At 62.3% G+C, this 23,227-nt stretch carries 18 protein-coding genes and 1 tRNA gene; 2 read left to right on the top strand and 17 right to left on the bottom strand.

The features are described 5' to 3' along the window. Positions 1-76: 76 nt before the first annotated feature. The 17 genes from HX875_RS16470 to leuC all read right to left on the bottom strand — a co-directional run bounded on the left by HX875_RS16470 (position 77) and on the right by leuC (position 18,846). Positions 77-152, bottom strand: a tRNA-Val gene (locus HX875_RS16470). A 107-nt stretch (positions 153-259) separates the two neighbouring features. Next, positions 260-1,024, bottom strand: a complete 765-nt coding sequence (locus HX875_RS16475; RefSeq protein ID WP_177043944.1) for an SDR family oxidoreductase — start codon at positions 1,022-1,024, stop codon at positions 260-262. A gap of 11 nt (positions 1,025-1,035) precedes the next feature. Then, positions 1,036-2,247, bottom strand: coding sequence for an O-succinylhomoserine sulfhydrylase (locus tag HX875_RS16480; RefSeq protein ID WP_008438742.1), 1,212 nt, complete (start codon positions 2,245-2,247; stop codon positions 1,036-1,038). Between the two features lie 186 nt (positions 2,248-2,433). Further along, positions 2,434-3,939, bottom strand: coding sequence for an amidophosphoribosyltransferase (gene purF / locus HX875_RS16485; RefSeq protein ID WP_003212683.1), 1,506 nt, complete (start codon positions 3,937-3,939; stop codon positions 2,434-2,436). A 41-nt stretch (positions 3,940-3,980) separates the two neighbouring features. After that, a complete protein-coding gene (locus tag HX875_RS16490; protein ID WP_003212681.1) occupies positions 3,981-4,538 on the bottom strand; it encodes a CvpA family protein in 558 nt (185 codons plus the stop codon). A gap of 175 nt (positions 4,539-4,713) precedes the next feature. Next, complete coding sequence (locus tag HX875_RS16495; RefSeq protein WP_177043945.1) at positions 4,714-5,376, bottom strand: SPOR domain-containing protein; 663 nt, start codon at positions 5,374-5,376, stop codon at positions 4,714-4,716. After that, the gene (gene folC / locus HX875_RS16500) at positions 5,360-6,667 is read right to left on the bottom strand and encodes a bifunctional tetrahydrofolate synthase/dihydrofolate synthase (protein ID WP_177043946.1); all 1,308 of its coding nucleotides are present in this window, start codon (positions 6,665-6,667) and stop codon (positions 5,360-5,362) included. The genes HX875_RS16495 and folC overlap by 17 nt, the downstream gene beginning before the upstream one ends. Then, positions 6,664-7,584: an acetyl-CoA carboxylase, carboxyltransferase subunit beta gene (accD, locus tag HX875_RS16505; protein ID WP_177043947.1), complete on the bottom strand. Its 921-nt coding sequence runs from the start codon at positions 7,582-7,584 to the stop codon at positions 6,664-6,666. The genes folC and accD overlap by 4 nt, the downstream gene beginning before the upstream one ends. A gap of 243 nt (positions 7,585-7,827) precedes the next feature. Further along, positions 7,828-8,460 (bottom strand): phosphoribosylanthranilate isomerase, encoded by a 633-nt coding sequence (locus HX875_RS16510; protein ID WP_177043948.1) that lies wholly within the window; start codon positions 8,458-8,460, stop codon positions 7,828-7,830. 63 nt (positions 8,461-8,523) lie between these two features. Beyond that, entirely contained in the window at positions 8,524-9,348 is an 825-nt protein-coding gene (gene truA / locus HX875_RS16515; RefSeq protein WP_177044041.1) for a tRNA pseudouridine(38-40) synthase TruA, read from the bottom strand. A 208-nt stretch (positions 9,349-9,556) separates the two neighbouring features. Next, positions 9,557-12,139 (bottom strand): FimV family protein, encoded by a 2,583-nt coding sequence (locus tag HX875_RS16520; protein WP_177043949.1) that lies wholly within the window; start codon positions 12,137-12,139, stop codon positions 9,557-9,559. Positions 12,140-12,299: 160 nt separating this feature from the next. Beyond that, entirely contained in the window at positions 12,300-13,310 is a 1,011-nt protein-coding gene (locus HX875_RS16525; RefSeq protein ID WP_177043950.1) for an aspartate-semialdehyde dehydrogenase, read from the bottom strand. A gap of 248 nt (positions 13,311-13,558) precedes the next feature. After that, positions 13,559-14,671 carry an aspartate-semialdehyde dehydrogenase gene (gene asd, locus HX875_RS16530; protein ID WP_177043951.1) on the bottom strand — a complete coding sequence of 371 codons (1,113 nt, stop codon included), beginning with the start codon at positions 14,669-14,671 and terminating at the stop codon, positions 13,559-13,561. A 64-nt stretch (positions 14,672-14,735) separates the two neighbouring features. Beyond that, positions 14,736-15,818: a 3-isopropylmalate dehydrogenase gene (leuB, locus tag HX875_RS16535; protein WP_177043952.1), complete on the bottom strand. Its 1,083-nt coding sequence runs from the start codon at positions 15,816-15,818 to the stop codon at positions 14,736-14,738. Between the two features lie 53 nt (positions 15,819-15,871). Continuing rightward, on the bottom strand, positions 15,872-16,636 hold the full coding sequence (locus HX875_RS16540; protein WP_003212662.1) for a class I SAM-dependent methyltransferase: 765 nt from the start codon (positions 16,634-16,636) through the stop codon (positions 15,872-15,874). 136 nt (positions 16,637-16,772) lie between these two features. Further along, the gene (gene leuD / locus HX875_RS16545) at positions 16,773-17,417 is read right to left on the bottom strand and encodes a 3-isopropylmalate dehydratase small subunit (RefSeq protein WP_094953214.1); all 645 of its coding nucleotides are present in this window, start codon (positions 17,415-17,417) and stop codon (positions 16,773-16,775) included. 10 nt (positions 17,418-17,427) lie between these two features. Next, complete coding sequence (leuC, locus tag HX875_RS16550) at positions 17,428-18,846, bottom strand: 3-isopropylmalate dehydratase large subunit (RefSeq protein WP_177043953.1); 1,419 nt, start codon at positions 18,844-18,846, stop codon at positions 17,428-17,430. A gap of 145 nt (positions 18,847-18,991) precedes the next feature. On the opposite strand from leuC, the gene HX875_RS16555 reads away from it, so the two are divergent. Together HX875_RS16555 and HX875_RS16560 are read left to right on the top strand one after the other, a co-directional pair. Beyond that, the gene (locus HX875_RS16555; RefSeq protein WP_003212656.1) at positions 18,992-19,882 is read left to right on the top strand and encodes a LysR family transcriptional regulator; all 891 of its coding nucleotides are present in this window, start codon (positions 18,992-18,994) and stop codon (positions 19,880-19,882) included. A 63-nt stretch (positions 19,883-19,945) separates the two neighbouring features. Continuing rightward, a complete protein-coding gene (locus HX875_RS16560; protein ID WP_177043954.1) occupies positions 19,946-23,224 on the top strand; it encodes an EAL domain-containing protein in 3,279 nt (1,092 codons plus the stop codon). Positions 23,225-23,227 lie beyond the last annotated feature (3 nt).

A 23,227-nucleotide genomic window follows, 5' to 3' on the forward strand; every position in this document is an offset into this window, starting at 1 on the left:
AACCGACTGAACTACCGCTGCGCGTCGGTGCAACCTTTAACGTTGCGTCTTGCCCGAAGGCAAAACTCTCAAGAAGTGGTGGGTGATGACGGGATCGAACCGCCGACCCTCTGCTTGTAAGGCAGATGCTCTCCCAGCTGAGCTAATCACCCTTTGCTTCGTTGAGGCCGCGAAATTTACGCAGGTAGCGGACCTAAGTCAATAGCCCGCTTGAAGTTTTTCTGAAAAAGACAAAATTGCTTCAGGACCGTCACGCGCCCTACTCGCTGTAAATCATCTTCTTGCTCATGCCACCGTCAACGACGAACTCCTGCCCGGTCACAAACCCCGCATTGCGCGACAGCAACCACGCCACCATCGCCGCCACGTCTTCCACAGTGCCAACCCTGCCCGCCGGGTGCTGGGCGTGATCGGCATCCGTCAGCGGCTCCGCACGGCGTGCAGCCGGGTCGCGGGCATCGATCCAGCCCGGGCTGACGGCATTGACCCGCACTTCCGGCCCAAGGCTGATGGCCAGCGCATGGGTCAGGGCCAGCAAACCACCCTTGCTCGCCGCGTAGGCCTCGGTGTCCGGTTCCGACTGACGAGCCCGGGTCGAGGCCAGGTTAACAATCGCACCACCGTGAGCCCGCAGGTACGGCGCACAGTGCTTGGCCAGCAACATCGGCCCACTGAGGTTCACCGCCAGCACTCGGTTCCAGTAAGCCAGGTCGAGGCTTTCCAGGGTGATATTGCGCGGGTCGGCCACCGCGGCGTTGCACACCAACGCATCCAGGCGCCCGAACTGGCCAAGCACCTCGGCCACGCCCTGGGCAACCTGCCGCTCATCGGCCACGTCCATGGTGATAAACCAGGCGTTGTCGCCCAGCACCTTGGACACCTTGGAACCGCGCTCACGGTCCAGGTCGGTGAGCACCACCTGCCAGCCTTCGCTGATCAACCAGGCAGCAATCCCCAGGCCGATGCCCCGCGCCGCGCCGGTCACCAGCGCGACCCGCCCGTTACTGGCGCTTGCCGCCTCCATGGACCACTCGATCACAGGGCAGCCAACCCACGGGCCAGATCGGCCTGCAAGTCAGCAACGTCTTCCAGGCCCACGGCAATGCGGATCAGGCTGTCGCGAATACCGGCCGCTTCACGCTCCTGCGGCGCCAGGCGGCCGTGGGAGGTGGTGCTTGGGTGAGTGATAGTGGTCTTGCTGTCACCCAGGTTGGCGGTGATGGAGATCAGGCGGGTTGCATCGATAAAGCGCCAGGCGCCCTCTTTGCCGCCCTTGACCTCGAAACTCACCACGGCGCCGAAACCACGTTGCTGGCGCTGGGCCAACTCGTGTTGCGGGTGGCTCTTGAGCCCGGCGTAGTGGACTTTCTCGATGCCGTCCTGCTGCTCCAGCCACTCGGCCAAGGCTTGGGCGTTGGCACAATGGGCCTTCATCCGCAGGCTCAGGGTTTCCAGGCCTTTAAGGAAGATCCAGGCGTTGAACGGGCTCAGGGTCGGGCCGGCGGTTCGCAAGAAGCCCACCACTTCCTTCATCTGCTCGCTGCGACCGGCAACCACACCGCCCATGCAACGGCCCTGGCCGTCGATGAACTTGGTGGCCGAATGCACGACGATATCCGCGCCCAGCTTCAGCGGCTGCTGCAATGCGGGGGTGCAGAAGCAGTTGTCGACGATCAGCATCGCGCCCTTGGCGTGAGCCACCTCGGACAATGCGGCGATGTCTACCAGCTCGGCCAACGGATTGGACGGCGACTCGACGAACAGCAATTTGGTGTTGGCCTTGATGGCCGCGTCCCAGCCGGACAGGTCCGCCAGCGGCACGTAGTCGACTTCGATGCCAAAGCGCTTGAAGTACTTTTCGAACAGGCTGATGGTCGAGCCAAACACACTGCGCGACACCAGCACGTGGTCGCCGGCGCTGCACAGGCTCATCACTACCGCAAGAATCGCGGCCATGCCCGTGGCAGTGGCAACGGCTTGCTCGGCGCCTTCCAGCGCGGCGATACGCTCTTCGAACGCACGCACGGTCGGGTTGGTGTAGCGCGAATAAACGTTGCCCGGCACTTCACCGGCAAAGCGCGCAGCGGCGTCGGCCGCGGTGCGGAACACGTAGCTGGAGGTAAAGAACATCGGGTCACCGTGCTCACCTTCCGGGGTGCGGTGCTGGCCGGCGCGCACAGCCAGGGTATCGAAAGCTACGCCATCGAGGTCGCTGTCCAAGCGACCGGCATCCCATTCCTGACTCATGCTCTACTCCTCAACTCAATGCTTTAAAAATCCAAACGCCCCCAGGCATAACCTGTAGGAGCGAGCTTGCTCGCGAAAGGCTCAAGAACAGCGCGCTAATTCAGAATGCCCGCGTCATCGTTGACGACCTTCGCGAGCAAGCTCGCTCCTACATTGTCAGCCACCGATACCAGGGCCGGTGTCTACTCAGTTGTTGTACAGGTCGATGATCGCGCTGACCGCCTGGGTCTTGATCTTCGAGGAATCGTTACGGGCCTGCTCGATCTTGTTCAGGTAGGCCTCGTCGACATCGCCGGTGACGTACTTGCCGTCGAACACCGCGCAGTCGAACTCCTCGATCTTGATCTTGCCACCGCCGACGGCTTCGATCAGGTCCGGCAGGTCCTGGTAGATCAGCCAGTCGGCGCCGATCAGGTCCGCAACGTCCTGGGTCGAACGGTTGTGGGCGATCAGTTCGTGGGCGCTCGGCATGTCGATGCCGTACACGTTCGGGTAACGCACGGCTGGCGCGGCGGAACAGAAGTAAACGTTCTTGGCACCGGCTTCGCGGGCCATCTGGATGATCTGCTTGCAGGTGGTGCCACGTACGATGGAGTCATCCACCAGCATCACGTTCTTGCCGCGGAATTCCAGCTCGATGGCGTTGAGCTTCTGACGTACCGACTTCTTGCGCGCCGCCTGGCCGGGCATGATGAAGGTCCGGCCGATGTAGCGGTTCTTGACGAAGCCTTCGCGGAACTTCACGCCCAGGTGGTTCGCCAGTTCAAGCGCTGCGGTGCGGCTGGTGTCCGGGATCGGGATAACCACGTCAATGTCGTGATCCGGACGCTCGCGCAGGATCTTGTCGGCCAGCTTCTCACCCATGCGCAGACGCGCCTTGTACACCGAAACACCATCGATGATCGAATCCGGACGCGCCAGGTAGACGTGTTCGAAGATGCACGGGGTGAGTTTCGGGTTCAGTGCGCACTGACGGGTGTGCAGCTTGCCGTCTTCAGTGATGTAGACCGCTTCGCCCGGCGCCAGGTCGCGGATCAGGGTGAAGCCCAGCACGTCCAGGGACACGCTTTCGGAGGCGATCATGTACTCGACGCCTTCGTCGGTGTGACGCTGGCCGAACACGATCGGGCGGATACCGTGGGGGTCGCGGAAACCGACGATACCGTAGCCGGTCACCATCGCTACGACGGCGTAACCACCGACGCAACGGTTATGCACGTCAGTCACGGCGGCGAACACGTCTTCTTCGGTCGGCTGCAGCTTGCCGCGCTGGGCCAGCTCGTGGGCGAACACGTTCAGCAGTACTTCGGAGTCCGAGTTGGTGTTGACGTGGCGCAGGTCAGATTCGTAAATCTCCTTGGCCAGCTGTTCAACATTGGTCAGGTTGCCGTTGTGCGCCAGGGTGATGCCATACGGCGAGTTGACGTAAAACGGCTGGGCTTCAGCCGACGTCGAACTGCCCGCGGTCGGGTAGCGCACGTGGCCAATGCCCATGTGCCCGACCAGGCGCTGCATGTGGCGCTGATGGAACACGTCACGCACCAGACCATTGTCCTTGCGCAGGAATAACCGGCCGTCGTGGCTGGTCACAATACCGGCAGCATCCTGGCCGCGGTGCTGGAGGACGGTTAGCGCGTCATACAGCGCCTGATTCACGTTCGACTTACCGACGATACCGACGATGCCACACATGCGACGCAACCCCTACTTAATGAATCTTGACTGAACACAACTTACTGAGGCGTTTTGGCCGGCAAGAGGTGTTCCTTGAACGGAAGATCAGCGGGTACGCTGATCCCGCTGGCCAGCCACTGACTGCTCCACCCCAAAATGAGGTTTTTGGACCAATCTGCAACCAATAGAAATTTTGGCACGAGTACCGACTCCTGCCACCACGAATCCTGCTGTACCGGCCCCAGGCTCAACAGCCCGACCGCCACGACCACCAGCAGCCCGCCACGGGCGGCGCCGAAGGCCATGCCGAGAAATCGATCGGTCCCGGAGAGGCCGGTGACACGTATCAATTCGCCGATAAGATAATTGACCATTGCCCCCACCAACAACGTGGCGATGAACATGATGGCGCAGCCCGCGATGACGCGAGCCGAAGGTGTCTCGATGTATCCGGCCAGGTAGACCGACAATGAACCGCCGAACATCCAGGCTACTACCCCTGCGATGATCCATGTCAGCAACGACAGTGCTTCTTTAACGAAGCCGCGGCTTAGACTGATCAAAGCGGAGATGGCGACGATTGCAACGATCGCCCAGTCAACCCAGGTAAATGGCACAGTTCAGCCTACAGACGGATAAGGCGGCGCATTTTAGCAGAGCGCCGGGCTATCGGTAAGCTGTGATTGGCAGTGCATTTGAAATCAATGAGTTGCGCCAGATAAATGCAGGAGCCGGCTTGCCGGCGATAGCGTCCTCGAGGCCGCCATCGCCGGCAAGCCGGCTCCTACAGTTTTAACCGCGCTCAGGCTGGAAGCGAACCACAAAACCTTTCAGGTTCTGCTGGCGGTCCAGCAAGTCCCGCAGGCGATCGGCTTCGGCACGCTCGATCAACGGTCCGATAAAGACCCGGTTCTTGCCATCGGCACTGCGGATATAGGCGTTGTAACCCTGAGTACGCAGCTTTTTCTGCAACGCATCAGCACTTTCGCGGTTTGCCAGGCTGGCCAGCTGGATCGACCAAGTGATCGGCAAGCCGTTCGGATCGATGCGGCTCTGGCCCACGTCCGGCTTACCCGGTGCAGCCGGTTGTGGCGCTACCGGTTTTGGCGCAGGCGCAGGCGTTGCAGGCTTGGCCGCGACGGCCGGAGCAGCAGGCGCAGGCTTCACCACCGGCACGCTCGGCTGAATCGGCATCGACGGCGCTTGTTGTGCAGCCACTTCGTCATCGGTCGGCACCGGCTCTTCTTCAGGCAACGCCTGCGGCTCGGGCACCACCACCGGCTCAACCTGAACCTGGGGCACCGCTGGCGCCTGTGGCGCAGCCGGAGCTTCTACAACCACCTGGCGCTGCTCGTCCTGGCGGGAAAACAGCATCGGCAGAAAAATCACCGCCAACGCCACCAGAACCAGGGCTCCGACCATTCGCTGCTTGTATGCGCTATCCAGTAATGCCATGTGCAGCTTCCTCCGTGGAGCGCCGGGACAACCATTCGAGCGCCTCGGCAACACAATAAAATGATCCGAACAACAGAATCTCATCCTCAGGCGTCGCAATCGCGCACTGGGCTTCCAGGGCGGCTGTCACGCTTGCATGGGACGTCACCGACGCACCAAGGTTCTGCAACGCTACCTGCAACTCGGCAGCAGGACGACTGCGCGGTGTATCCAGCGGCGCAACTGCCCAGGCTTGAACGTTGTCCAGCAAGGGCGCAACCACGCCATCCAGGTCTTTATCGGACAACAACCCGAACACCGCCAGGCGGCGACCGACAGGCGGCGTGCGCGCCAGGCGCTTGGCCAGGTATTCGGCGGCGTGAGGGTTATGCCCCACGTCCAGCAACAGGTTCAGGCGCTTGCCATTCCAGTCGAAGGCACGTCGATCAAGACGCCCCACCACGCGAGTAGCCTGCAACGTAGCGGCAATCTGCTCGGCATGCCAGGGCAAATCCAGCAACAGATAGGCTTGCAGGGCAAGGGCCGCGTTTTCCATCGGCAGGTTCAGCAGCGGCAGGTCGCGCAACTCGACAGCCTGGCCGCGTGCATCAAGCCCGTGCCATTGCCAATGCTGCTCGCCAATCTCGAGATTGAAATCACGCCCACGCAGGAAGAACGGGCAATCCAGCTCACGCACCTTGTCCAGCAAGGTATGCGGTGGATCCAGGTCGCCGCACAGTGCCGGCTTGCCCTGGCGGAAGATCCCAGCCTTTTCATAGGCCACGGATTCACGGGTGTTACCCAGGTAGTCGGCATGGTCGACGCCGATGCTGGTGACCAGCGCCAGGTCGGCATCCACCACGTTGACCGTGTCCAGTCGCCCGCCCAGGCCAACTTCCAGCACCACCACATCGAGTTGTGCACGCTCGAACAGCCAGAACGCCGCCAGGGTGCCCATCTCGAAATAGGTCAGGGAAATTTCGCCACGCCCGGCATCGAGTGCGGCGAAGGCTTCGCAGAGCTGCTCGTCAGTGGCTTCGACGCCATTGAGTTGCACCCGCTCGTTGTAGCGCAGCAGGTGCGGCGAGTTGTACACGCCGACCTTCAGGCCCTGGGCTTGCAGCAAGGCTGCGACAAAGGCGCAGGTAGAGCCCTTGCCGTTGGTGCCGGTGACCGTGATCACGCGCGGCGCCGGCCTGCCCAACCCGAGGCGGGCCGCTACCTGTTGCGAGCGCTCCAGGCCCATGTCGATGGCTGACGGATGCAACTGCTCAAGGTAGGCGAGCCATTCGCCCAGGGTACGTTGGGTCATATGTTTGCAGGCACCGGCGGCACGACGATCGGCTCTACTTTAGGTGCGACGTACACAGGTGTCGGCAGGCCCATCATTTGTGCCAGCAGATTACCCAGGCGCGGACGCAGTTCGCCACGCGCAATGATCAGGTCGATCGCGCCGTGCTCCAGCAGGAATTCGCTGCGCTGGAAGCCTTCCGGCAGTTTTTCGCGCACGGTCTGCTCGATCACACGCGGGCCGGCGAAGCCGATCAGGGCTTTGGGCTCACCGACGATCACGTCACCCAGCATTGCCAGGCTGGCGGAAACGCCGCCGTAGACCGGATCGGTCAGCACGGAGATGAACGGAATACCTTCTTCACGCAGACGCGCCAGTACCGCGGAGGTCTTGGCCATTTGCATCAGGGAAATCAGTGCTTCCTGCATCCGCGCGCCGCCGGACGCTGCGAAGCAGATCATCGGGCAACGGTTTTCCAGGGCGTAGTTGGCGGCACGTACGAAACGCTCACCGACGATGGCACCCATGGAACCACCCATGAAGGAGAATTCGAAGGCGGAAACCACTACCGGCATGCCCAGCAGCTTGCCGCTGACGGAAATCAGCGCGTCCTTTTCACCGGTCTGCTTCTGGGCAGCGGTCAGGCGGTCCTTGTACTTCTTGCCGTCGCGGAATTTCAGACGGTCAACCGGCTCCAGGTCGGCGCCCAGCTCGGAGCGACCGTCGGCGTCGAGGAAGATATCAATGCGGGCGCGGGCGCCGATACGCATGTGGTGGTTGCACTTGGGGCAAACGTCCAGGGTCTTTTCCAGCTCCGGGCGGTACAACACCGCGTCGCAGGATGGGCACTTGTGCCAAAGACCTTCAGGAACCGAGCTTTTCTTCACCTCGGAACGCATGATCGAGGGGATCAGTTTGTCTACTAACCAGTTGCTCATGCTTTCTTTCTCCAGTACCGGTGGCTTGAACACAGCCCCGCGTATGCCCTTGAGCTAAATTCATATGTGGCGATGACACAAGCTGGACGGGGTCAGACGTTCGACCTGCCATTTCCTGCCTGTGTCCTCAGCCTTCCAGACAACCTGCCATGCAGGGTTGCCACTTCATTTCCGGGCCTCCCACAGGCGGCGCCGGGCTGTTTTACACAGTGGTAGTTATGGACGGCGGCAGACTGCCAGCCGTCACATCGTCCCGCTGCTGTCGCGCACGGCTTGCATGAATGCGCGAATCTTTGCGTGATCCTTGATGCCCTTGCCCTGCTCCACCCCGCCGCTGACGTCCACGGCATACGGCCGAACCTGCTGGATGGCACTCGCCACGTTGCCTGGATTCAGACCGCCCGCGAGGATGATCGGCTTGCTCAATCCCTCGGGAATCAACGACCAGTCGAACGCTTCGCCAGTGCCACCGGGAACGCCTTCGACGTAGGTGTCGAGAAGAATCCCGCGAGCGCCAGTATAAGCAGCGCATGCCGCAGCGATATCGTCACCGGCCTTGACCCGCAGCGCCTTGATATACGGACGCTGATAGCTTTCGCACTCGTCAGGGCTTTCATCGCCATGGAACTGCAGCATGTCCAGTGGCACGGCATCGAGGGTTTCGTTGAGTTCGCAGCGGCTGGCGTTGACGAACAAGCCCACGGTGGTCACGAATGGCGGCAACGCGGCAATGATCGCCCGCGCCTGCACCACATTCACCGCCCGCGGGCTCTTGGCATAAAACACGAAACCGATGGCATCGGCCCCCGCCTCGACCGCCGCCAACGCGTCCTCTATGCGGGTAATCCCGCAAATCTTGCTGCGAACGGCAGACATGTCGATGAAACCTCAGGGCGTGTCCGGGAAAGTCCCGGATGGTAACAAATGCTTTTGAGGGCGTCAGCCGCCAAGTTCGCTGAAACCTGTGAGGAAGTGTGGCCCGATGAACCGCTGGGGCAGTTCGAACTCGTCGCGATACTCCACATCCACCAGGTACAGGCCGAACGGATGCGCCGTGACACCGCCGGTGCGGCGAATCCGGCTTTCCAGCACTTCCTTGGCCCACTCCACCGGGCGCTCGCCGGTACCGATGGTCATCAGCACCCCGGCGATATTGCGCACCATATGGTGCAGGAAGGCCCCGGCGCGGATATCCAGCACGATCATCTTGCCGTGGCGCGTCACCCGCAGGTGATGGACTTCCTTGATCGGCGACTTGGCCTGGCACTGGCCGGCACGAAATGCGCTGAAATCGTGGATACCCACCAGATGCTGGGCTGCTTCAGCCATACGCTCGGCGTCCAGCGGGCGGTGGTTCCAGGTGATTTCTTCGTTGAGGTGCGCCGGACGGATCTGATCGTTGTAGATCACATAGCGATAACGCCGGGCAATGGCCTTGAAGCGCGCATGAAAGTGCGCGGGCATCACCTTGGCCCAACTGACGCTGACGTCGTGGGGCAAATTGATATTGGCGCCCATGACCCACGCCTTCATCGTGCGCTCGGCCTGGGTATCAAAGTGCACCACTTGCCCGCAGGCGTGCACACCAGCGTCGGTACGCCCGGCACACATCAGCGAGACCGGCGAGTCGGCGACTTTCGACAAGGCCTTCTCCAGGGTTTCCTGCACCGTCGGCACGCCGGAGGCCTGGCGTTGCCAGCCACGATAGCGCGAGCCTTTGTATTCCACGCCCAGGGCGATTCTGAAAAAGCCTGCGGCCGCCATTTCGGCGGCCGCGTTATCTATATTTGCCAAGAACTGAGAGCCTGATGAGTTGCGCAAAGGCGGCCATTATAAGGCTGCGCGCCGTGCGTGGGGCTTTTTGTAGAAGCGAGCTTGCTCGCGAAGGTCGTTAACGATAACGCGCCAGCCCAGGATAACCGCGGTGCCTGGACGGTCTTCGCGAGCAAGCTCGCTCCTACAGGGGAAGGTATCAAGCCAGCCGGCTGAGCATTTCCTTGGCTTCGCCTTTCTGGCCGTCATCGCCTTCGTTGAGCACTTCGGCGAGGATGTCCCGTGCGCCGTCGGCGTCGCCCATGTCGATGTAGGCCTGGGCCAGGTCGAGCTTGGTCGCCACTTCGTCGGTGCCGGAGAGGAAGTCGAATTCCGGTTCGTCGCCACCCAATGCCGCATCATCGGCAGTGAAGGACGGTTCGATCGACGGATGCTCCAGGCTTTGGGACAGGCGATCCAGCTCGGCGTTGACGTCGTCAAGCTCCGAGGCGAATGCGTCGGGCTTGGCCGCAGCAGGCGCCTCGGGCTCGTCGGCCAGGGACAGGTCGAAATCTTCCGGCAGGTCGAGGTCGTCCAGGTCAGCTGGCGTCAGGGTCGGCGGCTCTACCGGCGGCAGGTCCTTCATCTGGTCTTCAAGGCCGGAGAGGAAGTCGTCGTCGGACTGGGTCGACGATGGCGGATCAAGTTGCAGGTCCAGGTCGAAGTCCGAGAGGTCTTCCTCGCTGGCCTTGGCCTCGGTCTGCTGCTGCAGCACGGACTCGAAGCTCAGGTCGTCCGATTGCGGGCTGACCACGGCCGGCGAAGCGGCTTCCAGGTCGTCCAGGCTCAGGTCGAAATCGGTGTCAAACGCGCCCAGTTCGGGCGCAGGTTCTGGCGCGGGTGCAGGCGACGCGGGTTCGTCCTTGAGCAGGTCCTTGACGTACTGGGCGTCGAGGGCCGCAGCGGCAACGGCAGCGCTGACGCCCGCCGCGAGCACAGCCATGGCCGGGAAACGGCTCTTCAGCTGTTCAACCTGGGCATGGTTGTCACCGTTGGCGACCAGTTGGCGCTCCTGGGTGACGAACCCGTCCTTGTTGCCCTGCAAACCGTGAACTTCCATCAGCTTGAGACGCAGGTCGCTGCGGGCAGGCTCTTGCTTGATCGCCTCTTCCAGCACTTCAGCGGCCTGGTTCAGATGACCACGGTCGATGTGCGACTGGGCTTGCGCCAGGGCGTCGGCTGGACGCTCGGCTGGACGCTCGGCAGCCACCGGGGCCACGACCGGTGCAATCACTGGAGCCACCACCGGAGCAACGACTGGCGCTGGAGCCGGGGCCAGCTTGACGTTCGGCGGCGGTACATCAAGGCCTTCGAAGCTGTCGGATGGCAGGTCGTGATCAATGTTCGGCGCAAACTCCGGCTCTTCAGCCAGGGCCCGCGCCATGCGCAGGTGCTTTTCTTCTTCAAGGCGCGCGTTGCGATGGCGGGCCCACAGCAGTAGCAGCAACAGCACCAGCAAACCCGCCGCGCCGCCGATCACGCCGAGCACGATCGGGTTGGTCAGCAGGTCGTTGAATTTGCCTTCGGTGGTGGCGGGCGCGGCGTCAGCCTTGACCGGCGTTTCGACCGGCGCAGCCGCCGGGGTTGCCGCCGGAGCGGTCGCTGCCGGCGTGGCCGGTTGTGCAGCCAGCTCGGCGGGCATCGTCGCGGTGGTTGCAGGCTGCGCTGCAGCGCCACCCGGGGTCTGCAACTTGGCCAGTTGATTGTTCTTGAGCTCGATCAGCCGCTGCAACTTGTCCAGCTGACTTTGCAGGTCAGCCATGCGGCTTTTCAGTTCTTCATTTTCGCGACGGGTCGAATCCAGGCTTTCCTGGGTCACCGCCAGCTTGTTGCTCAAGGCCCGGCTGTCGCCCGCCCCGCCCTTCACGCCTTTCTTCGCGGCTTCAGCCGAGACCAGGCTCAGGTTGTCCTTGGTATTGGTCTGCGAAGGCGCATTACCCGCCTGGGTACGCTTGGTGGCATCCAGTTGCGCCTTGCCGGCGAGCTGATTGCCGCCGCGACGCCCCTCGCGCCACGCAGCGTTTTGCGCAGTCACTTCAGCAATCGCCTCGGGCTGCGGCAGGCTGGTGCTCTGCCCCGAATCCGGCAGGCGCAGGACCTGGCCGGTTTTCATGCGGTTGATGTTGCCGTCGATAAAGGCGTCAGGGTTCAGCGCCTGGATGGCCAGCATGGTCTGCTGCACCGAGGCGCCATTGCGATTCTTCGCAGCGATTTCCCACAACGTGTCGCGGGAAGTCGTGGTGTGTTCCTTGGGCTTGCTGATGGCCGGAGCCGTCGCAGGCGCGTTCAGGCGTGGCGCCGATGCTGGTGCTGGCGCACCGGCTGCCGGGGTCGACTGATCGAACTTGGCCGGGTCCAGCAACACGCTGTAGTCGCGCATCAGGCGGCCGTTGGGCCATTGCACCTGCAGCAGGAAACGTACATAGGAATCAGGCAGCGGCTTGCTGGAGGTGACACGCACCACACTGCGGCCGTTGGGATTGACCACCGGGGTAAAGGTCAGGTCGTTCAGGAACGCCTGGCGATCAACGCCCGCGTCCACAAAGGCTTGGGACGAAGCCAGGCTGGGGGTGATCTCGGAGGCGGTCAGGCCGCCGACGTCGAGCAACTCGATTTCCACCGACAGCGGCTGGTTCAGCTTCGACTTGAGGGTCATCTCCCCAAGTTGCAGTGCTTGCGCCATACCGGAGGACAGCGCCGAGGCGGCCGCTATTGCTAACACCAGTTTGCGAACTTGAACCATAGCCTCATCCTTTTTGAACACTCCTCGGCCTGCGAGAAGGTTGGTAACCGCTGCCATTAGGCATGGCGAGCCGATAGGTCACCGACGCGCAATTTTTCCAGCTTGGGGCCAAGCATAGCGCTTGGCTAGAATCAATCTACAAATTGCCGCCAAGTATCTTTTACACAAGGCCTTTTATCAACAACTGCGCCAGTTGCACGGCGTTCAGTGCGGCCCCTTTGCGTACGTTATCTGACGCCAGCCACATATTTAGTTCCGCCGGGTCATCGACTCCGGCGCGAACACGGCCGACATAAACCACGTCCTGACCCACCGCATCGCCAACAGCAGTAGGGTAATCACCCTCTTCCACCCGCTCGATACCCGGTGCTGCGTCCAGGGCTCGGTTGACGGCGGCGAGGTCGACCGCTGCGCCCAATTGCAGTGACACAGTCAGGCTATCGCCAAAAAACACCGGGGCTTGAACGCAAGTGACGGAAATCTTTAGTAAAGGCATTTCCAGCACGGCGCGTAATTCGTGCACCAGGCGCTTTTCCAGGGCGGTGTGGCCCTGGGCGTCGGGCTTGCCGACCTGGGCCAGCAGGTTGAAAGCCATCTGCCGGTCGAAGAACTTCGGTTCCAGCGGGCGCACGTTCAACAGCTCGGCGGTCTGCCGGGCCAGTTCGCTGACGGCTTCGCGGCCCTGGGCGGACACGGCGAGGTTGGCGGTGACGTTGACGCGCTGGATATCCAGCAAACCGCGCAGTGGCGCGAGCACCACGGCCAGGGCGGTGGCCGATGGGCTTGGGCTGCTGACCTGATAAGGCTTTTTCAGGCCGTCCAGGACGTGGGCGTTGGCTTCCGGGACCACTTGCGGCGCCTGATCGGCGGGCAAGGCACCGGACAGGTCGATCAGGGTGCAGCCGGCGGCGGTGGCGCGCGGCGCAAAACTCAAGGTGACCGCCGGGCCGGCGGCGAAGAACACCAGCTGGACTTTGCTGAAATCAAATTCGTCGACTTCCCGCACCCGCACGTTCTTGCCACGAAACGGCACCGAATGCCCGGCCGACTCGCTGCTGGCCAGCAGGTGCAGGTTGCCCACCGGGAAGTCCTGTTCTTCGAGGATCTGCACCAGGGTTTCGCCAACGGTGCCGGTGGCGCCGATCACGGCAATATCAAAGGTCTGGGTCATGGGGGCTGCCTCGGGCATTGCGGGGGGAGCGGCACTTTACCGGGTGGCTGGGGGTGAGGCAATTCGCCTGGGGCTTGGGGTGAGGCTGATGGCCCCATCGCGGGCAAGCCCGGCTCCCACAGTTGACCGAGTAATTCAGGCAAACACCGTTCAATGTGGGAGCCGAGCTTGCCCGCGATGAGGCCCGAAAGCGCAATAAAAAACCCGCGCCTGTCACCAGAACGCGGGCTTCTTACTACAAGCAGCGATTACCGCTCCAGCAGAATCCGCAGCATACGACGCAACGGCTCAGCCGCGCCCCACAGCAGTTGGTCGCCCACGGTGAACGCGCCCAGGTACTGAGTGCCCATGTTCAGCTTGCGCAGACGGCCAACCGGTACATTCAGGGTACCGGTCACCTTGTTCGGGCTCAGTTCCTGGATGCTGATATCGCGGCTGTTCGGCACCAGCTTGACCCAAGGGTTGTGCTGGCTGATCAGCCCTTCGATGTCGGCGATCGGCACGTCTTTGTTCAGCTTGATGGTCAGCGCCTGGCTGTGGCAGCGCATGGCGCCGATGCGCACGCAGATGCCGTCCACCGGGATCGGGCTCTTGAAGCGACCGAGGATCTTGTTGGTCTCGGCCTGGGCCTTCCACTCTTCACGACTCTGGCCGTTAGGCAGTTCCTTGTCGATCCAAGGGATCAGGCTACCGGCCAATGGCACACCGAAGTTCTCGGTCGGGTAGGCGTCACTGCGCATGGCTTCGGCCACACGGCGGTCGATGTCGAGGATCGCGCTGGCCGGGTCGGCCAGTTGATCGGCAACAGCGGCGTGGGTCGCGCCCATTTGCTTGATCAGCTCACGCATGTTCTGCGCGCCGGCACCGGAGGCCGCCTGATAGGTCATGGCGCTCATCCACTCCACCAGGCCGGCTTCGAACAAGCCGCCCAGGCCCATCAGCATCAGGCTGACGGTGCAGTTGCCGCCGATGTAGTTCTTGGTGCCCGCGTCCAGCTGCTGGTCGATCACCTTGCGGTTCACCGGGTCCAGCACGATAACGGCGTCATCCTGCATGCGCAGGCTGGAAGCGGCGTCGATCCAGTAGCCCTGCCAGCCGGCTTCGCGCAGCTTGGGGAAGACTTCGCTGGTGTAGTCGCCGCCCTGGCAGGTCAGAATGACGTCGAGGGTCTTCAGTTCTTCAATGTTGTAGGCGTCCTTGAGCGGAGCAATGTCCTTGCCCACAGACGGCCCTTGACCACCCACATTGGAGGTGGTGAAAAACACCGGCTCAATAAGATCGAAATCCTGCTCTTCCAGCATCCGCTGCATGAGCACGGAACCGACCATACCGCGCCAACCGATCAGACCTACACGTTTCATCGCAACTACACCTTGTTCAAAAGTGGGCCGCCTTGCAGCAACATCTGCAAGCGGGCCCGAGAGATTACAGATTCCGTAGCGCGGCGACTACTGCGTCGCCCATTTCTTGCGTACCGACCCTGGTGCAACCCTGGGACCAGATGTCGCCGGTGCGCAGGCCCTGGTCGAGCACCAGGCTCACCGCCTTCTCGATGGCATCCGCCGCGTCGGTCAGGTTGAAGCTGTAACGCAGCATCATCGACACCGACAAAATGGTCGCCAGCGGGTTGGCAATGCCCTGGCCTGCGATGTCCGGCGCCGAACCGTGGCACGGCTCGTACATGCCCTTGTTGTTGGCGTCCAGGGACGCCGACGGCAGCATGCCGATGGAACCAGTGAGCATCGATGCCTGGTCGGACAGGATGTCGCCGAACAGGTTGTCGGTGACGATCACGTCGAACTGCTTCGGTGCACGCACCAGCTGCATGGCGGCGTTATCGACGTACATGTGGCTCAGTTCAACGTCCGGGTAGTCCTTGGCGACTTCCTCGACAATTTCGCGCCACAGCTGGCTCGACGCCAAGACGTTGGCCTTGTCCACCGAGCAGACCTTCTTGCCACGCACTCGGGCCATGTCGAAACCGACACGGGCGATACGGCGGATTTCGCTTTCGCTGTACGGCAGGGTGTCGTAGGCCTGGCGCTCACCATTCTCCAACTCGCGCACGCCCCGTGGCGAGCCGAAGTAGATACCGCCGGTCAGTTCGCGGACGATCAGGATGTCCAGGCCAGCGACGATTTCCGGCTTCAGGCTGGAAGCGTCGGCCAGTTGCGGGTAAAGGATCGCCGGGCGCAGGTTGCCGAACAGACCCAGCTGCGCGCGGATCTTCAGCAGGCCGCGCTCAGGGCGGATGTCACGTTCGATCTTGTCCCATTTCGGGCCACCCACGGCGCCCAGCAGCACGGCATCGGCTGCACGGGCACGGTCCAGGGTTTCGTCGGCCAGGGGCACGCCGTGCTTGTCGATGGCCGCGCCGCCGATCACGTCGTGGCTCAGTTCGAAGCCCAGGCTGTACTTGGCGTTCGCCACTTCCAGCACCTTGACCGCTTCGGCCATGATTTCCGGACCAATACCGTCGCCAGGGAGAATCAGAATCTGCTTGCTCATGCGTTCCTCATTTCATCAAGCGACCCGCCCGCAGGCAGGTCGGGAAAAATTAATCAGCGTTCGGCCCACACCACCAGCACGTCGGTGCTGAAGGTGCCGTCGGCTTGAATCTCGAAATAATCACGCACTTCCTGGCCCATCGCCTTTTGCAGCTCAAGAATCGCCGCACGCAAGACCTCGGGCGTGCGCATGCGCTCTACCCACGAGGTGTATTCCAGGCGCAGGCGCTGGCGGCTGCTGTTGCGTACATGCAAACCGGCTTCGCTGAGCTGGCGCATCCACTCGCCGGCGGAATAATCGCGCACATGGCTGGTGTCGCGCAGCACTTCGACGGTTTGCAGGTAAGTGTCCAACAGCGGGCTGCCCGGTGACAAGACGTCAACAAACGCCGCCACGCCGCCCGGCTTGAGCACCCGGCGCACTTCGCGCAGGGCCAGGCCAAGGTCGCTCCAGTGGTGGGCCGAGTAGCGGCTGAACACGAAGTCGAACTCACCGTCGGCAAACGGCAGGCGCTCCGCGGCGCCGTGCACCGTGCGGATATTGTCCAGGCCACGGTCCACGGCAGCGGCGGCGACCACATCGAGCATTTGCTGGGACAGATCGTAGGCCACCACTTCCTTGACCAGCGGGGCAACGTTGAAACTCACGTGCCCGGCGCCGCAACCCAGGTCCAGCAGGCGTGCAGCGCCCTGCCCGGCCAGCTCGGCCTGGAGCAGCGCGAACTCGGTGCCTTGAGCGTGCACGGCACTGCTCAGGTAGGCCGAGGCCTGTTCGCCGAATTGTTTTTGCACGACTTGGGTGTGGGCGGTGCTGGTCATGGTGATTTTCCTTGGGTTTCGGGGTGTTTGTACGGGCGCTATCGCAGGCAAGCCAGCTCCTACAGTTGACCGGGTTCACAGGTCAAAAAGTGGGAGCGGGCTTGCCCGCGATGGGGCCCGCACGGCCTACCTCAAATCAAGCGTCGCGAAACAACCACGGCTGGCTGGCCCGGTGTTTGGTTTCAAACGCGGCAATCGCATCGCCGTCCTGCAAGGTCAGGCCGATGTCGTCCAGGCCATTGATCAGGCAGTGCTTGCGGAAGGCGTCCACTTCAAAGTGATACACCTTGCCGTCCGGACGGGTCACGGTCTGCGCCGCCAGGTCCACGGTCAACTGGTAGCCCACATCGGCTTCCACTTGCTTGAACAACTCATCCACTTCGGCATCGCTCAAGATGATCGGCAGCAAGCCGTTCTTGAAGCTGTTGTTGAAGAAGATGTCGGCGTAGCTCGGCGCGATGATGCTGCGAAAGCCATATTCTTCCAGGGCCCACGGCGCGTGCTCACGGCTGGAGCCGCAACCGAAGTTTTCCCGGGCCAGCAGCACGCTGGCGCCCTGGTAACGCTCGGCGTTGAGTACAAAGTCTTTGTTCAGCGGGCGTTTGGAGTTGTCCTGGTAGGCATAGCCCACGTCCAGGTAGCGCCACTCGTCGAACAGGTTCGGGCCAAAGCCGGTGCGCTTGATCGACTTCAAGAACTGCTTCGGAATGATCTGGTCGGTGTCCACGTTGGCACGGTCCAACGGCGCGACTAAACCGGTGTGTTGGGTAAAAGCTCTCATCGGGTATTCCTCAGATCAATTCGCGAACGTCGATGAAACGACCGTTGACGGCAGCCGCAGCAGCCATGGCCGGGCTAACGAGGTGGGTACGGCCACCGGCGCCCTGACGCCCTTCGAAGTTACGGTTGGAGGTGGACGCGCAATGCTCGCCCGACTCCAAACGGTCCGGGTTCATCGCCAGGCACATCGAGCAGCCCGGCTCACGCCATTCAAAACCGGCTTCGAGGAAGATCTTGTCGAGGCCTTCGGCTTCGGCCTGGGCCTTAACCAAGCCCGAACCAGGCACCACGATCGCCTGCTTGATGGTCGAGGCAACCTTGCGGCCCTTGGCGATCACCGCCGCAGCGCGCAAATCTTCGATCCGCGAGTTGGTGCAGGAGCCGATGAATACGCGGTCCAATTGAATGTCGGTGATCGCCTGGTTGGCTTTCAAGCCCATGTATTTCAAGGCGCGCTCGATGGAGCCACGCTTGACCAGGTCGGTTTCCTTGGCCGGGTCCGGCACGTTCTGATCAACGGCCAACACCATTTCCGGCGAGGTGCCCCAGCTGACTTGCGGCTTGATCTGGGCGGCGTCCAGGGTGACCACGGTGTCGAACACCGCATCGGCGTCAGAAACCAGGTCTTTCCAGGCTTCTACTGCAGCGTCCCAATCGGCACCGCTCGGCGCGAATGGGCGACCCTTGACGTAGGCAATGGTCTTTTCGTCTGCAGCCACCATGCCTACACGGGCACCGGCTTCGATGGACATGTTGCAGATGGTCATGCGGCCTTCGATGGACAGGTCGCGAATCGCGCTGCCGGCGAATTCGATGGCATGGCCGTTACCGCCGGCGGTGCCGATCTTGCCGATCACGGCGAGCACGATGTCTTTGGCGGTCACGCCGAACGGCAATTCGCCCTCGACCTCTACCCGCATGTTCTTCATTTTCTTGGCGACGAGGCATTGGGTGGCGAATACGTGCTCCACCTCGGAAGTGCCGATACCGTGAGCCAGGGCACCAAACGCGCCGTGGGTGGAGGTGTGTGAGTCGCCGCAGACCACGGTCATGCCCGGCAACGTGGCACCCTGCTCCGGGCCGATCACGTGGACGATCCCTTGACGCACGTCATTCATCTTGAATTCGGTGATGCCATATTCGTCGCAGTAATCATCGAGGGTCTGCACCTGAAGGCGCGACACGGTGTCGACGATGGCGTCGATCCCGCCTTTACGCTCCGGGGTAGTCGGCACGTTGTGGTCCGGGGTGGCGATGATCGAGTCGACACGCCAAGGCTTGCGCCCGGCCAGTCGCAGGCCTTCGAACGCTTGAGGCGAGGTCACTTCATGGATGATGTGACGGTCGATGTAGATCAGCGACGACCCATCATCGCGCCGTTTCACTTCATGGGAATCCCAAAGCTTGTCGTAAAGCGTTTTGCCGGCCATCACGCGGTCCTCATCAGGTGTTTCTATGCCCCGGGCCTTGAACGATTCAATAACCCTTTGGCTTGTGAGGCTGATGGTATGGCGCTACATTAAATAACTCAAATTCATATTTTTTATGCTTTGGATTACCAACTGGAATACGACAATGGACCTGGCCAACCTCAACGCCTTTATCGCCATCGCCGAGACCGGCAGCTTCTCCGGTGCCGGTGAACGCCTGCATCTGACCCAACCGGCCATCAGCAAGCGCATCGCCGGTTTAGAGCAGCAATTAAAGGTGCGACTGTTCGACCGACTGGGGCGCGAAGTCGGCCTCACCGAAGCCGGCCGTGCGTTATTGCCCCGGGCTTATCAGATTCTCAACGTGCTGGACGACACCCGGCGCGCCCTCACCAACCTCACCGGCGAGGTCAGCGGGCGCCTCACTCTGGCCACCAGCCATCACATCGGCCTGCACCGCCTGCCGCCGGTGCTGCGTACGTTTACCCGGGAATACCCGAACGTCGCCCTCGACATTCAGTTTCTAGATTCGGAAGTTGCCTACGAAGAAATCCTCCATGGGCGGGCCGAAGTGGCGGTGATTACCCTGGCCCCGGAGCCGCATACTCTGGTGCGTGCAACGCCGGTGTGGGACGACCCACTGGACTTCGTGGTGGCGCCGGAACACAGCCTGATCAGCAACGGCAGCGTCAGCCTGGCGGACATCGCCCGGCACCCGGCAGTGTTTCCCGGTGGCAACACCTTTACCCACCACATCGTGCAGCGGCTGTTCGAGGCCCAGGGCCTGACGCCGAATATCGCCATGAGTACCAACTACCTGGAAACCATCAAGATGATGGTCTCCATCGGCCTGGCCTGGAGCGTGTTGCCGCGCACCATGCTGGACGATCAGGTGGCACGCATCGCTTTGCCGGGCATACAGCTCAGTCGCCAGCTAGGCTATATCGTGCACACCGAAAGGACGCTGTCGAACGCTGCGCGGGCTTTCATGAGCCTATTGGATGCACAGGTCGATCTGCCAGGGAATCAGGCTTGAATCGCCGTGGCCCCTAGACCGTGAACCCGCGCCGAACGCCCATTGAGCCAAGGCCCTTTGATAATGCGCAACCCCGCCGATTCCGTGCCACCCCTGCCCCGCATCCACGCCCTGGACCCACAGGAGGCGGAGCAAAGCTGGGACAGCGCGCCGCAACTGCTGGCGGCGCTCAACGCTGCCCGGCTGGGCGCCTGGAGCTGGGACATCGACACCGGCCGGATAAGCTGGTCCCGGGGCACCCAGGCGTTGTTCGGCTTCGATCCGCGCCAGCCCCTGCCCAAAGACCTGGAATACCTCGACCTGCTGGCCCCTGAGGACCGCGCCAAAGTGGTTCGCGCGTTTCATGCCGTACTCGCGGGCGAGCCGTTCGCCCAGGCCATGCACCACCGCATCCAATGGCCGGATGGCAGCCTGCACTGGCTGGAAATCAACGGCAGCCTGCAGCCGCAAAAGTCCGGTCGCCGACGGATGATCGGGGTGATCCGCGAGATCACCCAGCAGCGCGAACGCGAACACGCCCTCAGCCATTCGGAAAAACGCTTCGCCACACTGTTTCACCTGTGCCCGCTGATGGTGCTCTTGACCCGCCAGGCCGACGGCCTGATCAGCGAAGCCAACCAATACTTCGAAAGCCTGTTCGGCTGGCCGCTGGCTGATGCCATTGGCCGCAGCACCCTGGACCTGGGCCTCTGGGTGCACCCCGAGCAACGCGCACTATTGACCAAGGCCACCCAGCGCAAAGGCACTCCCATCACCATGGAAGTGCAGTTTCGCGCCAGCAACGGGCAAATCCACGATGGCACCCTCAGCGCCCAGAAAGTCGAGCTGGACGGCGAGGACTACCTGATCAGCACCTTCCTCGACACCACCGAACGCAAGAACGCCGAGCAAGCCCTCAAGGACAGCCAGGAGCGCCTGGACCTGGCGCTGGATTCGGCACAGCTGGGCACCTGGGACTGGCACATTCCCAGCGGCATGCTCTACGGCTCGGCCCGCGCCGCCCAATTGCACGGCCTGGAACCCCAGCCGTTCCACGAATCCTTCGAGGCCTTTTTTGAAGGCATGCCCAATGAAGAGCGCGAGAACATGCGCAACGCCTACCGCACCCTGCGGGAAGGCCCGGCGGGCAACTACCAACTGACCTACCGCGTGCAACTGGAAGATGGCAGTTCGCGCTACCTGGAGAGCCGCGCCCGCCTCTATCGCGATGAGCTGGGGGCGCCATTGCGCATGGCCGGGACCCTGCTCGACATCACCGACCAGGTGGAACGCGAGCAACGCCTGATCGCCTCGGAAGAAAAATTTGCCAGCCTGTTCCTCGCCAGCCCCGACCCGATTTGCGTCACGCGCCTGGAAACCGGGCAGTTCATCGAGATCAACCCGGCCTTCACCCAGACCTTCGGCTGGACCGCCGCCGAGGTGATCAACAACAACGCCGAACAGATCGGCCTGTGGGACGAGTCCAGCCAGCGCCTGCAGCGCATTGAGCAGGTGATTCGCGAACAAGCCCTGAGCAACGTGGCAATCATCGTCCATCACAAAAACGGTCAGGCGCTGAACTGTGTGATTTCCAGCCGCCTGATCCAGGTGGGCGACCAACCGTGCATCGTCACCACCCTGCGGGACATAACCCAACAGCAACGCTCGGAAGCGGCACTCAAGGCCAGCGAGGAGAAATTCGCCAAGGCTTTTCACTCCAGCCCCGACGCGGTGTCAATCACAGAGCGCGATACAGGGCGCTACGTGGAGGTCAACGACGGTTTCTGCCGCCTCACCGGCTACCGTGCCGAAGAAGCGATTGGCCTGACGCTGTACCAGATCGGTATCTGGGCCGACGAAAACCAGCGCGCCGCATTGCTCGCCGAGCTGCAGATCAAGGGCCGCATCCATCATCTGGAAATGCTCTGGCACAACAAGCGTGGTGACGTGCTGGCGGTGGAAGTGTCGGTGGAGCCCATCACCCTCAATGAAACGCCGTGCCTGCTGCTGACCGCGCGGGACGTCAGCCTGCTGAAAAACGCCCAGGCGCAGATTCGCCACCTGGCCTATCACGACCCACTGACCAACCTGCCCAACCGTGCGCTATTGATGGACCGCCTGAGCCAGCAGATCGCCCTGCTCAAGCGCCACAACCTGCGGGGCGCGCTACTGTTTCTCGACCTGGACCACTTCAAGCACATCAACGATTCCCTCGGCCACCCGGTGGGTGACACGGTGCTGAAAATCGTCACTGCACGCCTCGAAGCCAGTGTGCGCATGGAAGACACCGTGGCGCGCCTGGGTGGTGATGAGTTTGTGGTGCTGCTCAGCGGCCTGGAAGGTACGCGCTCGCAAGTCAGTGTCCAGGTCCAGGAACTGGCCGACACCCTGCGGGAGCTGTTGTCGGAGCCGATGTTTCTCGACGGCCACCGCTTGCAGGTCACCCCCAGCATCGGCGTGGCACTGATTCCCGATCACGGCTCCACCCCGGCGGATCTGCTCAAGCGCGCCGACATCGCCCTGTACCGGGCCAAGGATTCGGGGCGCAACACCACCCAGATGTTCCATAACAGCATGCAGAAAACCGCCAGCGAGCGCCTGCGCATGGAAACCGACCTGCGCCTGGCCTTGTCTCGCGGTGAATTCAGCGTGCACTACCAGCCGCAGGTGGATGCCCGGGGCAACCGGATCGTCGGCGCCGAGGCCCTGGTGCGCTGGCAGCACCCGCAACTGGGCGCGCAGTCGCCGACTGAATTTATCAAGGTGCTGGAAGACAGCGGGCTGATCCTGGAGGTGGGCACCTGGATCCTCGACGAAGCCTGCGGGACCTTCGCGCAATTGATCGCCGAGGGCCTGGTGGACCCGCTGAACTTCAGCCTGTGCGTCAACATCAGCCCCCGGCAGTTTCGCCAGAACGACTTCGTGGAGCGGGTGGAACGCAGCCTGCGCACTCACCAACTGCCCTTCACGCTGCTGAAGCTGGAAATCACCGAAGGCATCGTGATCCAGAACCTGGACGACACCATCAGCAAAATGCGCCGCCTGAAAAAGCTCGGCGTGAGTTTTGCGATGGATGACTTTGGCACGGGCTATTCATCACTGACCTACCTCAAGCGCCTGCCGGTGGATGCGCTGAAGATCGACCAGTCGTTTGTACGCGATGCGACTCACGACCCTAACGATGCGGAGATTATCCGCGCCATTGTGGCCATGGCCCGTAGCCTGAATCTGGAGGTGATTGCCGAGGGTGTGGAAACCCCTGAACAGCTGGCATTTTTGCAGGGCTTGGGGTGCCATTTGTACCAAGGGTATTTGCACAGTCGACCGCTGCCGATGGAGGGGTTCAGGCAACTGTTGTTGTAGGCC

Source organism: Pseudomonas yamanorum, from assembly GCF_013386765.1.
GTDB classification, from domain to species: Bacteria; Pseudomonadota; Gammaproteobacteria; order Pseudomonadales; family Pseudomonadaceae; genus Aquipseudomonas; species Aquipseudomonas yamanorum_A.

Bases quoted from the DNA above. Each gene is read 5' to 3' on its own strand.
- HX875_RS16475 (WP_177043944.1), bottom strand. From the start codon at position 1,024: ATGGAGGCGGCAAGCGCCAGTAACGGGCGGGTCGCGCTGGTGACCGGC.
- HX875_RS16480 (WP_008438742.1), bottom strand. From the start codon at position 2,247: ATGAGTCAGGAATGGGATGCCGGTCGCTTGGACAGCGACCTCGATGGC.
- purF (WP_003212683.1), bottom strand. From the start codon at position 3,939: ATGTGTGGCATCGTCGGTATCGTCGGTAAGTCGAACGTGAATCAGGCG.
- HX875_RS16495 (WP_177043945.1), bottom strand. From the start codon at position 5,376: ATGGCATTACTGGATAGCGCATACAAGCAGCGAATGGTCGGAGCCCTG.
- folC (WP_177043946.1), bottom strand. From the start codon at position 6,667: ATGACCCAACGTACCCTGGGCGAATGGCTCGCCTACCTTGAGCAGTTG.
- accD (WP_177043947.1), bottom strand. From the start codon at position 7,584: ATGAGCAACTGGTTAGTAGACAAACTGATCCCCTCGATCATGCGTTCC.
- HX875_RS16510 (WP_177043948.1), bottom strand. From the start codon at position 8,460: ATGTCTGCCGTTCGCAGCAAGATTTGCGGGATTACCCGCATAGAGGAC.
- truA (WP_177044041.1), bottom strand. From the start codon at position 9,348: ATGGCGGCCGCAGGCTTTTTCAGAATCGCCCTGGGCGTGGAATACAAA.
- HX875_RS16520 (WP_177043949.1), bottom strand. From the start codon at position 12,139: ATGGTTCAAGTTCGCAAACTGGTGTTAGCAATAGCGGCCGCCTCGGCG.
- HX875_RS16525 (WP_177043950.1), bottom strand. From the start codon at position 13,310: ATGACCCAGACCTTTGATATTGCCGTGATCGGCGCCACCGGCACCGTT.
- asd (WP_177043951.1), bottom strand. From the start codon at position 14,671: ATGAAACGTGTAGGTCTGATCGGTTGGCGCGGTATGGTCGGTTCCGTG.
- leuB (WP_177043952.1), bottom strand. From the start codon at position 15,818: ATGAGCAAGCAGATTCTGATTCTCCCTGGCGACGGTATTGGTCCGGAA.
- HX875_RS16540 (WP_003212662.1), bottom strand. From the start codon at position 16,636: ATGACCAGCACCGCCCACACCCAAGTCGTGCAAAAACAATTCGGCGAA.
- leuD (WP_094953214.1), bottom strand. From the start codon at position 17,417: ATGAGAGCTTTTACCCAACACACCGGTTTAGTCGCGCCGTTGGACCGT.
- leuC (WP_177043953.1), bottom strand. From the start codon at position 18,846: ATGGCCGGCAAAACGCTTTACGACAAGCTTTGGGATTCCCATGAAGTG.
- HX875_RS16555 (WP_003212656.1), top strand. From the start codon at position 18,992: ATGGACCTGGCCAACCTCAACGCCTTTATCGCCATCGCCGAGACCGGC.
- HX875_RS16560 (WP_177043954.1), top strand. From the start codon at position 19,946: ATGCGCAACCCCGCCGATTCCGTGCCACCCCTGCCCCGCATCCACGCC.